This is a genomic window from Candidatus Eisenbacteria bacterium, assembly GCA_035577985.1.
Lineage (GTDB): Bacteria > Desulfobacterota > Binatia > DP-6 > DP-6 > DATJZY01.
This window is the reverse complement of sequence record DATJZY010000029.1, coordinates 84,434-96,568: the sequence shown is the minus strand read 5'-3', so window position 1 is coordinate 96,568 and position 12,135 is coordinate 84,434. Positions and strand designations below refer to the sequence as shown.

9 protein-coding genes are annotated in these 12,135 nt (G+C 69.2%); 4 read left to right on the top strand and 5 right to left on the bottom strand.

The window, feature by feature from the left end; translation table 11 throughout:
- A partial coding sequence (locus VMS22_04560) for a hypothetical protein (protein HXJ33291.1) occupies positions 1-4,377 on the top strand: 4,377 nt, incomplete at its 5' end.
- Between the two features lie 100 nt (positions 4,378-4,477).
- Here VMS22_04560 and VMS22_04555 read toward each other — a convergent pair.
- The gene (locus VMS22_04555; GenBank protein ID HXJ33290.1) at positions 4,478-4,762 is read right to left on the bottom strand and encodes a hypothetical protein; all 285 of its coding nucleotides are present in this window, start codon (positions 4,760-4,762) and stop codon (positions 4,478-4,480) included.
- Between the two features lie 96 nt (positions 4,763-4,858).
- Between VMS22_04555 and VMS22_04550 the strand changes: the two genes are divergently transcribed.
- Positions 4,859-5,971, top strand: a complete 1,113-nt coding sequence (locus VMS22_04550) for an HNH endonuclease domain-containing protein (GenBank protein ID HXJ33289.1) — start codon at positions 4,859-4,861, stop codon at positions 5,969-5,971.
- 104 nt (positions 5,972-6,075) lie between these two features.
- Positions 6,076-6,480 carry a Retroviral aspartyl protease gene (locus VMS22_04545; protein HXJ33288.1) on the top strand — a complete coding sequence of 135 codons (405 nt, stop codon included), beginning with the start codon at positions 6,076-6,078 and terminating at the stop codon, positions 6,478-6,480.
- An 8-nt stretch (positions 6,481-6,488) separates the two neighbouring features.
- Here the strand turns inward: VMS22_04545 and VMS22_04540 are convergent, their stop codons facing one another.
- Genes VMS22_04540 through VMS22_04530 form a run of 3 tightly spaced genes read right to left on the bottom strand, consistent with a single transcriptional unit; the run spans position 6,489 to position 8,075 of the window.
- Entirely contained in the window at positions 6,489-7,370 is an 882-nt protein-coding gene (locus VMS22_04540) for a M23 family metallopeptidase (protein ID HXJ33287.1), read from the bottom strand.
- Positions 7,367-7,768: a polymer-forming cytoskeletal protein gene (locus tag VMS22_04535; GenBank protein HXJ33286.1), complete on the bottom strand. Its 402-nt coding sequence runs from the start codon at positions 7,766-7,768 to the stop codon at positions 7,367-7,369. The genes VMS22_04540 and VMS22_04535 overlap by 4 nt, the downstream gene beginning before the upstream one ends.
- Before the next feature lie 4 nt (positions 7,769-7,772).
- On the bottom strand, positions 7,773-8,075 hold the full coding sequence (locus tag VMS22_04530) for a hypothetical protein (GenBank protein ID HXJ33285.1): 303 nt from the start codon (positions 8,073-8,075) through the stop codon (positions 7,773-7,775).
- 375 nt (positions 8,076-8,450) lie between these two features.
- Between VMS22_04530 and VMS22_04525 the strand changes: the two genes are divergently transcribed.
- Positions 8,451-9,935: a hypothetical protein gene (locus tag VMS22_04525; protein ID HXJ33284.1), complete on the top strand. Its 1,485-nt coding sequence runs from the start codon at positions 8,451-8,453 to the stop codon at positions 9,933-9,935.
- A gap of 19 nt (positions 9,936-9,954) precedes the next feature.
- Here the strand turns inward: VMS22_04525 and VMS22_04520 are convergent, their stop codons facing one another.
- A complete protein-coding gene (locus tag VMS22_04520) occupies positions 9,955-12,054 on the bottom strand; it encodes an ATP-binding protein (GenBank protein HXJ33283.1) in 2,100 nt (699 codons plus the stop codon).
- Positions 12,055-12,135: the final 81 nt, after the last annotated feature.

Sequence of the window (12,135 nt, the reverse complement as noted above, 5' to 3'; positions counted from 1 at the left end):
TCGGAATGCGACGCCACCGAGTTCGATCCCGACCCGTCGAAGAACGACGTCAGCATCACGTTTCCGCCCGCGGGTCCGACCCAGCCGCCGGCGATTCACGTGGTCCCCGACAGCGTCGAGTGCACGGCCGGGGGATCGCCCTGCACGATCCTGCGCTTCACGATGCCGGACACGAGGTCGGCGGCGGTGCCCGACGGGTTCGCCGGTCCGGCCGAGATCTCGGTCACGACTCCGACCGCCGGCGAGGTGGCGCACATCGGTCCGCTGTTCGAGCCGCACGAGGTCGGGGCGACCTGCGACCGCCAGCCGGCAGCCGTCTTCCAGCAGTTCACCGTCCTGCCCCAGCCGAACAACTTCAAGGACATCGCCGGGAATCTGGCGGGCAGCACGCCGACTCAGGCCCTGGCGACGCTCGACGGTGGCGGCAACCTGCTCGTGCCCATCGATTGGGTGGACGCGTTGCCTGCCGGCTCCGGCGCGCCCGTCGCAGCGCTCGTGGCAGGTACCCTCAACGTCGACGCCTTTCCGGGAACCCCGGGACCGGTCCACGTGACGTCGGACGACGTGCGCTCGTTCACCATCGATGCGAAGCCGCTCCCGCCGCTGATCCGCGTGACGGATGCGGGCAACTCGGTCTTCGGTACCTCGGACGCCAACCTGTCGGTCATCCGTGTCGCCAGGGTGGGCGCCCTGGGCCAGCCCAACTTCAACCTGGGCTACCTGCTCGACTCCTCGAGTCGCGGGCCGATCGTGTTCAAGTTCGACCCGCCGATGAATCGGTTCGACTTCTCCTTCGGGAGGAGGACGTCGGTCCCCCTCAATGAGTTGAAGTCGTCATCCACGGGCGCAGTCTTCGCGACCGACGAGGCGATCGAGGCGCGCGACCCGACCAAAGACAGCGACCTCAACGACGACGGGGACAGCATCGACCAGGTCGTCCAGTTCACCGAGACGAAGACTGGAACCACCATCAGCTCGCACATGGCCGCATCGCACCTGAACAACCCGATCGTCGGTCCCGCCGCCCTCGCCATCGGTGACAATCTCGCCGCCTTCATCCAGGGTGAAGCCAACGAGAACGCGGGCGGACAGACGAACGGCACCGACCTGAATCTCGACGGTCAGACGACCGACGATCTCCTCCGGGTCTTCTCGTTGCAGGACCCGCAGGGCCCGGAGGTGACGCCGGATGCGCCGGCGGAGCTGCATCCGGCGAGCCTTTTCCCGGCGATCAGCCGCAATCCCGTCGCCGTCGACGGGGATCTCGTCTACTACCGCACGCCCGACGTGCAGCTGGGCTTCCCTACCAACCTCACCTTCGCCGACCCCTTCTTCGCCGAGATACCCACCCAGCACCTCGCGGTGACCCGGGACGGCAGATATTTCGTCGGGACGGCTCCCAACAACTGCGGGGCGTTCGTGTTGCAGCACCGCGACGGGGCGTCTGGCTTGACGCGCGGACGCGTCGCCTACTTCGTCGACGACCCCGCGTGTCGTACCGCGGGTGTCGGCGACGTGGTCATCAGCGGCAGCTATGCCTATGCGGCATCCCCCGACACCAACACCATCATCGGCGTCGATCTCGGCCTGCAGGACGGCGACTCGCTCACGATCGGCTCGCGCTCCTCGTTCGCGCAGGACGGAGTCGCGTACCGAAATCCCTTCACGACGACCTCCCCGCTGATCACGCCCACCGGTCTGCAGGGCGTGACGCGCCTCGCCATCGCACGCTCGTCCGACGCATCTCTCACGTTCGGCCGCACTCGAATCTCGCTCTACGCGCTCTCGCCCGCCAAGCATGCGGTGGTAGCGTTCAACGCGAGCGTTGATCTGTTCTCTCAGTCATCGCGGGGCGACTACGTTCCACCGATGATCTACTCGCAGACGATGTTGGACGATCCGGCTACCTGCCCGCCATACACGAGCCCGAGCCCGACGCTCACGTGCATCGGTCCGATGGCCGATGCCCGGAATCTCACCGTGAGCCCGGACGGCAAGTTCGTGTACGTCGCCGTTCACGGAACGGGCGGGGGATCAGGCATCATCAAGCTGTTCGAACGGCGCAACAACAGCCCGAATCTCGACGAGCGGGCGGACACGTACATCGAGGCCGCCCTCGATGTCGCGGTGAGCCCGGACGGCGCACAGCTCTACGCGATCTCGGGTGCGCAAGGCTCATTCTCCTGTGCCCCGTTCTCCTCTTCCTGCGCAACCCTGTGGACCTTCAACCGCGACGCCGTGACCGGCGCGCTCGGATTCGTGGGAGCGATCGGCATCCCATTCAACTCGAACAAGCTCGTCATCAGTCCGGACGGTAAGTCCCTGCACGTGGTCCACGGCGACCACGCCGCCGAGTCGTACAATGGCCTCACCACATTCGCCCGAAACACGGCGACGGGTGCTCTCTCGTTCGTCCAGCACCTTGAGGGTGGGATCAACACCTCCAGCGGCCTCCCGGAGCTCCATCTGATCGGCGTGACCGGCGCGGTCATGAGCCCCGACTCCGAGCATCTCTACACGCAAGGGTACTACACGGCCGTCAACATCGTCGGCGTCGCGGCAGCCGCCGGACGTTTCTCGCGCACGAGCCACCTGCATGCTTTCGATGCGACGACCCAGTTGGATCGCCCGGGCCTCGACAGCCCGACGAACGTAGCGGCCGTCGCGGCAGGTCACGCCGCGTGGCTGTCGCCAGGATACTTGAACGCCTTCCTCGTGAATCTCTACGATGCCGCGACCGGCACGACGACAAACCTGAGCCTTACCCCGAATGTGCTCGATGAGGCGCAGTCGAACCAGCTGGCCCTGTCGTCCCAGGCCGTCGTCTGGAAGAACATCAAGACCCCGGCGGAGATCGTCCTGGCCTCCACCAGCCCCCCGTACACGAAGCAACGGTTCGGAAGCAACGATGCGACCGATCTGGCGGCGACGGACGTCTGCGCCGGCGGCGACAACGACGGAGATCCCTGCACCTCGGGGCTCGACTGCCCCGACGGCGATTGCGGTGCCGTCGTCGTGTTCACGCTCCCGTCCAGCATCTTCGGGAAGGAGCTCGTGGTCCATCGAGCTCTGGACCCCACGAATTCCGAACTGATCACGATCGGCGGCATCCCCACCTACGGCGTCGCCGACTTCCAGGTGAGCGGCAACATCGTCGCGTTCCGCCTCGACGAAATGCACTTCGCCGACTGGAACCACGATGGCGATAGGCTCGACCTCGTCATGTTCGCCTACGACCTCAAGAGCCGCCGGACGTTCGAGACCCGAATGGCGTCGAAGTCGTGCCAGGTAGCGGGGTGCGATCCAGGGCTGTCGTACAAGATCCGCGACGGTGCGATCTTCTTCACGACGTTCGAACCCGAGCAGGGGTGTCAGCCTCCTGCGACCAACTGCATCGTCGACACCGACAGCATCGCTCCCCTGGGTGGCGGTGTCGACCTCAACGGCGATGGCCAGCTCGGAACGGTCCTCCAGATCTTCGCCGACACGGACGGCGACGGCGTCTTCGATGACCAAGACAACTGCAGGTCCGTCCCGAACACGAACCAGCTCGACACCGACAACGACACCCTGGGCGACGTGTGCGATCCGTCTCCGACGTGCTTCCCGCTGAAGCCGGATGCGCCCTCGGCGGCTCCGACCGCGGCGACGGCGTGCCAGAAGGCGATCGGCAGCGCGTCGCGCTCGCTCCTGAAGACGGTGATCACGGCGCAGCGGAAGTGCCTCGACCGCATCGCGGGCGGAAAGCTGACCGGCGATCCGAACCAGCTCTGCCGCGGCGCGCTCCCGGCCGTCGTGCCCACGGATCTCGCGACGGGAACCAAGATCACCAAGGCCGCCACGAAGCTCCAGACGACGCTCACCTCGAAGTGTCCCGACGCCACGCTCGCCCAGCTCGCAGCGTGCGGGAACACCGGAGCCGCGCTCGATGCGTGCGTCCTGCAGCGAGTAGGAACGGCCGCGACCACGGTGACGAATCTGCTCTACGGCACCACGCTGGCCGCCGTCGCCGCTCCCGCGGCGCTCTCGTGCCAGAAGGCCATCGGGAAGGCCGGCGCGACCGAGGTCGTGGACTTCACGAAGGCCAACGACGGCTGCCTCGACGCGATCAACGCGGGAAAGCTGAGCGGCGACTCGCAGGTGATGTGCCTCGGTGAATGGAAGGCGTCGGGCTCGGTGGCACCGCTCGAGGTCGACGCGGCCGGGCGCATCGACAAGGCGGCGGCGAAGGCGGCGCGCACGATCGGGTCGAAGTGCTCGCCGGCGGCGCTGGCTCCGCTCCAGGCGTGCGGTGGCGGCACGGCGGCCGGCGTCGCGGACTGCCTGCGCTGTGCCGCCTTCTCGCAGGTGACGAGCCTCGTCGAAGACACCTACTGAATCTCGACGGACGTCAGGCGTGGCTGCGACCGGTGACGAGCCGTCCGGTCGCGCCCACGAGCAGTCCCACCACCGCACCGGTGGCGACGTTGTTGCCCATTCACGTGAAGCCGCAGCCGGGCGTCGCGAGCGCGAGCATCCCGGGCGGCAGCATGAGCAGCAGGCCGTAGAGGGGGCCGCGCAGCCACCAGGCCGCCGGCCAGACGCCGCAGCCGACCATGAACCCGATCAGCAGCCGAGAGGCGTAGTACGTCCACACCGCGAGCGGGCCGTTCAAGCGGACCGCCGTCAGCTTCTCCGGGATCGGCCCGTGGAGGAACCACGGCAGCCAGCCGTAGACGAGGCCCGCCAGCGTGCACACGAGGGGATACGCCGGACGTCGCATGCTTCTCGGCGTGCGGGGTATCGCGTGCGGGCGGGGTCGCGCAAATCGTCGGCGCCTGGCTTCGACAATCCGCGTCGGGGCACGCTAGACGGCTGCATGCCCGGCTCGACCGACGAGGCCATCTCTCTCGCCGAGCGGATCTTCCAGATCCTCGACCAGGGCCGATTCACCGCCACCTACAAGTATGCCGTCCTGACGGCCCTGCTCGACCTCTGCCTCGAGAACGTGTCGCGCACCGGCGCAGCGCCCGACGTCCTCACGACGCGGCAGCTCGCCGAGAAGGTGCTGGAGCTCTACTGGCCGCAGACGCGGCCGTGGTCCGCGGCGGGCGAGCTGCGTCAGAGCAGTGGCCCCGGCGGTGGCCAGGCGGAGATCGTTCGCGCCATCGCGACGCTTCGACACCGGGTGGGCGCCGATCGGTCGCTGCCGCTCGCGCAGGCTCGCCTCGCGGCGCCCGACCAGTTCGAGGCGCTCGTTCGCTTCGTCGAGTGGAAGCTGGTCGAGATGCCGCTGCCTCGCCTCCAAACGATCGGCGACGAGGTCGTTTCCTTCATCTACACGATTGCCTGGGATGCGCGCATCGATCGGCGCGAGATGCGGCGCTACCAGGAGACCGGCGGTGGTGCGTTCGACAACCGCATCCATCTACGGGCCGGAGTGGGGGAGAATCTCGTCCGGTTGAACGGCTTGCTGCGGCCGCTGCTCCAGCGCGCGTGGGCGATCAAGGTCGCCGAGCTGAACGACCGCGAGGAGTCGGAGCTCGAACGCTTCCTCTTCGGCCCCGAGCGCGTGAGCCTGGCGCCGGTGTGCGATCCGCTTCGCGACCTCCAGGACGATCGCTGCTTCTACTGTGCCGATCGCCTCGGGCGGTCGGCTCTGGCGCCCGAGGTCGACCACTTCATCCCGTGGGCGCGCCACCCCGACGACAGCCTCGACAACCTCGTCGTTGCCCACCGCCGCTGCAACGGCCAGAAGCGGGACTTCCTGGCCGCAGCCGACCACCTCGCGCGATGGCGCGTCCGCTCCAGGGAGCGGACGGTCGACCTCGACGCCATCGGCATCAGGCTTCGCTGGCAGCGAGCGATCGAGCGCACGACCGGCGTCGCACGGGCGATCTACCTGCATCTGCCCCCCGGGACCCGACTCTGGGTCACGGCCCAGCACTTCGTCGCTCTCGACGCGACGGCCGTCAGGACCGCATTGGAATGAGGAAGGGACTGGGGTCGGCGCAGCGTTGCTGGAATCAGGACGAAGGGTTGGTGAGACGGTCGGAGTCGTTGCGCGTCCGATAGCCCTGTTCTAGGCATTGCCTCGTGACGCTCCTCCGTGCACGCCGGCGATTGGAAGGAGATCGCCGCCTGGGGATGACGACGGTGCGCGCCCGCCTCGCGAACATCGCCGATCGCGAGCGAACGACGGACGTCGACATGACGGTCGATTCCGGCGCGATCTACTCGGTCGTGCCGGCGTCGGAGCTACGGTCGATCGGCGTCGAGGCCGAGCGCATGGAGACCTTCTGGCTGGCCGACGGGCGAAGCGTGCGGCGGCGCGTCGGGCACGTCGGGTTCGAGATCCAGGGCAGCCATGGCATCTCGCGCGTGGTCTTTGGACGGGCAGGGGACGCGTGCCTGCTCGGGATGGTGACGCTCGAGGAGCTGGGCCTCGGGCTCGATCCCCTCCGCCGCCGCTTGCGGCCGCTGCGCCTGATGATCGCCTGACGGCGACTCTACCGCTCCCAGAGGAATCCGCGGGGATCGACCGGGCTGCCCTGCACGAGCAGCTCGTAGTGCAGGTGCGGCCCCGTGCTCCGTCCGGTGCTGCCGACGAGCCCGACCACCTGTCCCTTCTTCACCTGCTGGCCGACCTTCACCTCGATCTCCTTCAGGTGGCCGTAGAGCGACCGCACGCCGTTGCCGTGATCGATCTCGACGTGGTTCCCGTAGTCGCCGTGGGCGTTCGCGACGACGATGGTCCCCGCCGCCGGCGCCGCGACCGGGGTCCCGGAGGGACTGCCGATGTCGATCCCCTCGTGCCGCTCCTGTGCTCCACTCCAGGGAGAACGGCGCGGACCGAACTCCGAGTTGACCGGTCCGCGGATGGGCCAGCGGAGCGGCAGCCTGGACATCATCTCGCCGGCGCGGCTGACGACGTGCTCCAGCGCGTGGAGTCGCGGCCCTTCCTCGGCTACCCCCGTCGCGAGCAGGTCCAGCTCGTCCTGCGGGGCGAGCGCGACGTTCGCGTCGACCGGAATGTCGGCCGCCGCGCCGCCGATCCCACTCTTCCCTTCGTCCACGCCCGCCTCGGGACCGAACGCCTCCGCCATCCTGGCGTGCACGGCCTTCCAGTCCCCGACCTCGCGGCGGATGGCGGCGATTCGCGTCTGAAAGGAGGCCAGGAGCGCATACTGGTCGGCGACACGCTGGCGGAGTCCCGCCACTTGACCGGACTGCTGCGCGAGCACGACGTAGTGGCCCGCGAGGCCCAGCATGACGGTCACGATCGCGGCACCCAGTCCGACCGTCGCGTAGGCGATCCACTGCGACAGGCAGACGCGCAGCACGCGCGAGCCGTCGCCATGGACCACGAGCAGGTTGATCGGCGGGTTCATGCCTTGAGTGGGACGACGACCGCGAGTGGAGCCTCGGCCGGCGTCTTTCTCGTCGTGCGGCAGCGGCCGTCGAGGTGCGCGCCCTCATCCACGGTGATGATCGGCGCCTCGACGTCGCCGGTGACCCGAGCGCTGCCCTTCAGGTCGATGCGTTCGGTGGCGACGATCGTGCCGACGAGCTTGCCGCGCACGACCACCGTGACCCCGAGCACGCGCGCCTCGACGACGCCGTGCTCGCCGATGATGAGCGTGTCCTTGGAGGTGATCTCGCCGCGGACCTTGGCGTCGAGCATCACCGTGCCGCTGCAGGTGTACTTGCCTTCGATCTCGGAGCCTTCGTCCAGGAAGGCTCCGAGCCCCCGCTGCGGCGGGGCGTGCTCCTTTCGTTTCCCCCACACGTGCTCACCTCGGGGCGGCCGCGAGGCGGTCCCGTCCGAGCATGAGGAGCAGCAGCATCGCGGCGGCCTGCCGCTGCTTCGCACGCTCGGCGGCCGTCGGACGCCGGTCGGACGCGGCCGGAGCGACGGCGGTGCGGTGCACGGACCGCGGCGTCCGCTCGACCACGACGGTGGACGGAGTCGCGCGTGAAGCCTCGACGTCGGCGGCACGCGGGAGCCGGATCGTTCTCCCCACCGTTCCCGTCATCACCACCACCGCGAGCAAGAGCCACGCGAGGGGCGACGTCTGCAGCGCTCTCGAGCGCATGGCACCCTCGTTGACGTGTCTTGGAGCTGCAAGCGAGGTGCCTTGCCGACACCTCACTCATTGCGGCGCGCGACCCATCGATTTCGCACGAGTTCGTGCAGGGTCGACGCGAGGATGGCGGCGGGCACGCAGGCTCAGGGCGCGACGCCCGGCGGCACGCCATGCGGCTCCGTACGTCGAGGGCGCTTCGATCGTTGGGGCGGTGCGTCGGCGAGAACTCGATCTCCCCAAGGCGCGACGGGAACGTCGGCGCTTCCCAGAGTGGCGCCGGAAGGATAGGGCAGATCCAGGACCGAGCCCCGTCGAGATCTGAACTGCGGGTGCGCCGAAAGCCGAAGCCCCATGCACCGATATTCTGTGATCGTTCGACTCGCAATGGTCGCTGCCCTCGGTGGGCTGCCGGTTGCGGCGGTGGCGCAGATTCCCGGAGGCGGACCCGCGAAGACCGACTGCTACGTCGAGTGGTCCGGCATCACGCCGAACAAGGGGAAGAACCTCGACTGCCAGGACGGCGATCCCTCATGCGACGTGGACACGACCCAGAACGGCGTCTGCGTCCTGGGCGTCGCCGTCTGCGTGGCGCAGACGAACGTCGCCGGGTGCACGGCCACGTCCATCGACAAGGTGACGGTCAAGGCGAAGCCGAAGGTCGTCAAGCTGGGATCCGTGAAGATCCCCGTGACGCCGCCGGTGCCGCCGCTGACGCCGGTCACCACGCCCACCTGCTCGGCGGAGAGCATCATCCGCCTTCCCCTGAAGGTGACGAACAAGGGCAAGCTGAAGCCATCGACGAAGATCACGCTCACCTCCACGGCGGTCAACAGCGTGAAGCCGAAGAAGGACAAGGACGTCATCAAGATCCGCTGCGTCCCGAACGCCGGCGGTGGAGCGTGCCCGGCGAACCCCGCGGGGGGACCGCGTGAGCTCCAGCTCCTGGCGGCGTCGGCCGGCACCGATCTCGACAACGGGTGGAGCGGAACCAGCCAGAACTTCCCCGTCGTCTCGAACTCGGAGCTCCGGGTGTGCCTCACGGGCTGTACCGCGACCTCGAACCCGCAGTGTGGAGAAGACGAGGCGCAGACGAACGCGGTCAACGGGGCCACGTTCGGTCCCCCGCTGCCGCTTCTCGCCGGGAACGTTCCGGTGTGCGTCATGAACAGCTTCGCGGCGAGCAAGATCTCGGGCTTCACGGCCGACATGTCCACCGGCGTCATGGGCGGCTCCGTGAACCTGTCGTCGGGCGTCTTCCTCAGCACCTCCACCCAGGTGTGTCCGCGCTGCTCGGGCAACGACGTCGGGCAGGCCGGGACCTGCGACTCCGGTGCAAGGCCGGGCCGGGCATGCACCACCACCGGCGTGGTGATCGTCGCGAACGCAGCGGGGAACAAGACCTACACGCTGTCGGCCGATTGTCCTCCCTCGGGAACGCCCGCCGGCCGGATTCCAATCGGGTTGCCGCTCACGACCGCGACCTCGACGCTCTCGGGCTCGCCGCCATGCCCCGGGCAGACGCAGAGCCTGCCTGCCGGCTGCGGGACGTGCGGGACCGCCTGCACCGGGGCCGCGTGCGTCAATACCACCCCGACGGGAGCGTGCGTCGACGTGAAGGGCGGCGTCAGCCAGAACTGCTGCACCGGCAACACGTCGATCCCGTGCTCCCCGGACCCGATCGTTCGCGCGGGCAGCGCCGAGCCCCCGACGCCGGCGTTCCCCGATCCCACGTTCCCCAAGACCGGGAACGTGACGCTCGCCGGAACCTTCTGCGAGGCGTCGGCAGGCTCGCCGTTGGTCGACACGGTGGCCGGCCTGCCCGGACCGGGCGCGATCCTGTTGCCGATGGCGGCGACGTGGATCCAGTGAGCGCCTGAACCGCTCGCGCTCAGCCCGACTCGGCTGCGAACGCCATCGTCTCCACCACCGCGGCCAGGTGCGCCGGATCGAACGGCTTCGCGACGTGCGCCTGGAATCCTGCAGCGAGGAGCTGCCGACGATCGGTGCTGCTGCCGTACGCCGTGAGCGCGATCGCCTGCACGTCGCCCACCGTCGCCCGGCGCGCGCGGAGCTCGCGCAGGAACGCCACGCCGTCCTCGCCGGGCATGGCGATGTCGCTCACTACCACGTCGGGGCGCCAGAGCTCGGCCTGGGCCAGCGCGGCCGACGCCGACAGGGCCGTTCGCACGTCGGCTCCGCGCGACGCGAGGAGCGCCTTCACGACCGCATTCGAGTCGGGATCGTCGTCGACGACCAGCACCTTGAGGCCGGCGAGCGCCGCGCGCGGGCCGTCCATGAACGCGAGCGCCGGCTCGACGGTGTCGGGGAGTGCGGGAGCGTCCGCCGGGGCGGCGTCGCGGAGCTCCGGCAGCTCGACGACGAAGATCGCGCCCCGACCCTTGCCGGCGCTCTCGGCACGCACCGTGCCGTCGTGTCGCTCGACGAGGACGCGCACGATGGCGAGGCCGAGCCCCAATCCCGAGTACCGGCGGCTGGGCGAGGCGTCGGCCTGGCGGAACGGCTCGAAGACGTGCGGGGCGAACTCGCTCGGGATGCCTTCGCCCGTGTCCTCCACCCTGAGTCGCACCTTGCCGTCGACGCGCTCGCCCGTGACCGTGACGCTTCCGCCGCGCGGCGTGAACTTGATGCCGTTCGAGACGAGGTTCCACACCATCTGCTGCAGGCGATCGGCGTCGCCGCGCACGACGAGCGGTGTCTCCGGCAACGCGGCCGTCAGCATCACGTGCTTGGCGTCGGCGGCCGGCTGCACGACGTCGAGAGCCGTGCGGACGATCGCCACCAGGTCGACGGGCCGGAAGTCGAAGCGCCACTCGCCGGCGACGATGCGCGACATGTCGAGCAGATCGTCGATGAGGCGCGCCTGCGCGTAGGCGTTTCGCCGGATCGAGCTGACGGCGCGCGCCGTGCGCGTGATGCCGAGACCGCCGGCCTGGAGCAGGTTCGCCCAGGCGAGGATCGGCGTCAGCGGCGTGCGCAGCTCGTGCGAGACCGTGGCGAAGAAGGTGTCCTTGGCGCGGCTCGCCTCCTCGGCCTGGCGCCGCGCGGCCTCGGTCAGCTCGAGCGAACGCTCTCGCTCCATCTCGAGCTGGCGGCGCTCGGTGATGTCGTGCACCAGCACCATCGCGTGGTCGATCGTCCCGCCGGGGCCCGGCAGGCCGCGCACGGCGACCGTGGCGTAGATCGACTTTCCCTCGGCGCCGACGAGACGCAGGTCCATCCGGCCGGGCGCCGCGGCGAGCGCCTGCGCGAGGAGGCCGTCGGCGACGGCCCTGTCCTTGGCATCGACGTGCGCCGTCCAGGGCCGTCCGAGCAGCTCGGCCGCCGGCGTCTGCAGCATCCGGCAGAGCTCCTCGTTCATCTCGCGGCAGCGTCCGTCGTGGTCGACGACGGCCATGCCGACGAGCGACAGATCGAAGTAGCTCTGGAGCCGCGCCTCGCGTTCCGAGAGGGCCGCAGTGAGCTGCAGGTCCTTCTCCATGTAGCGCGCGAAGATGGAGGAGCCGAACGTCGACAGGCCCACCACCATCAGCAGGTACGCGCCGCCCGCCGCCCAGGCGAGCGGATCGCTGTTGGCGACGGCGAGGTGCACTGGATAGGTGAGGAGCACGCCCAGGCTCGCCAGCGCCTGGTTGCGACGGCCCCAGGGTAGGATGACCGCGCTGCCCGCGAGGAGCGCCGTCAGGACCCAGACGCACATCGCCACCGGTGCGTCGACGATGGCGTGATATGCGTTGATGTCGACGCCGACGACGTCCACGAAGCAGACCACGATCGGGATCGTCCACCGTGGCCACCGCCGCACGGCTCCCCAGACGACGGCCGACAGCACGAGGTCGAACGCCGCGAAGCCGAGCATCCACAGGCGGCGCTCCGGAAAGCGGAGACACTCGAAGATCGTGCTCAGCGCGACCGAGCCGAGCAGGACCGCGATCGCCGCCGGGAGCCGTCGGGTGACGCTCTCCCTCATTGCCTCGGCCTCTCTGCCTTCTCCCGTGGCCACCCTGCTTCCGCGCTACCACTCGCGCATGCCGGCTGTCTAGGTACAGCG

Excerpts from the sequence above, each read along its gene's own strand:
- VMS22_04555 (HXJ33290.1), bottom strand. The coding sequence starts at position 4,762 with ATGCGACGTCCGGCGTATCCCCTCGTGTGCACGCTGGCGGGCCTCGTC.
- VMS22_04550 (HXJ33289.1), top strand. The coding sequence starts at position 4,859 with ATGCCCGGCTCGACCGACGAGGCCATCTCTCTCGCCGAGCGGATCTTC.
- VMS22_04540 (HXJ33287.1), bottom strand. The coding sequence starts at position 7,370 with ATGAACCCGCCGATCAACCTGCTCGTGGTCCATGGCGACGGCTCGCGC.
- VMS22_04530 (HXJ33285.1), bottom strand. The coding sequence starts at position 8,075 with ATGCGCTCGAGAGCGCTGCAGACGTCGCCCCTCGCGTGGCTCTTGCTC.
- VMS22_04525 (HXJ33284.1), top strand. The coding sequence starts at position 8,451 with ATGGTCGCTGCCCTCGGTGGGCTGCCGGTTGCGGCGGTGGCGCAGATT.
- VMS22_04520 (HXJ33283.1), bottom strand. The coding sequence starts at position 12,054 with ATGAGGGAGAGCGTCACCCGACGGCTCCCGGCGGCGATCGCGGTCCTG.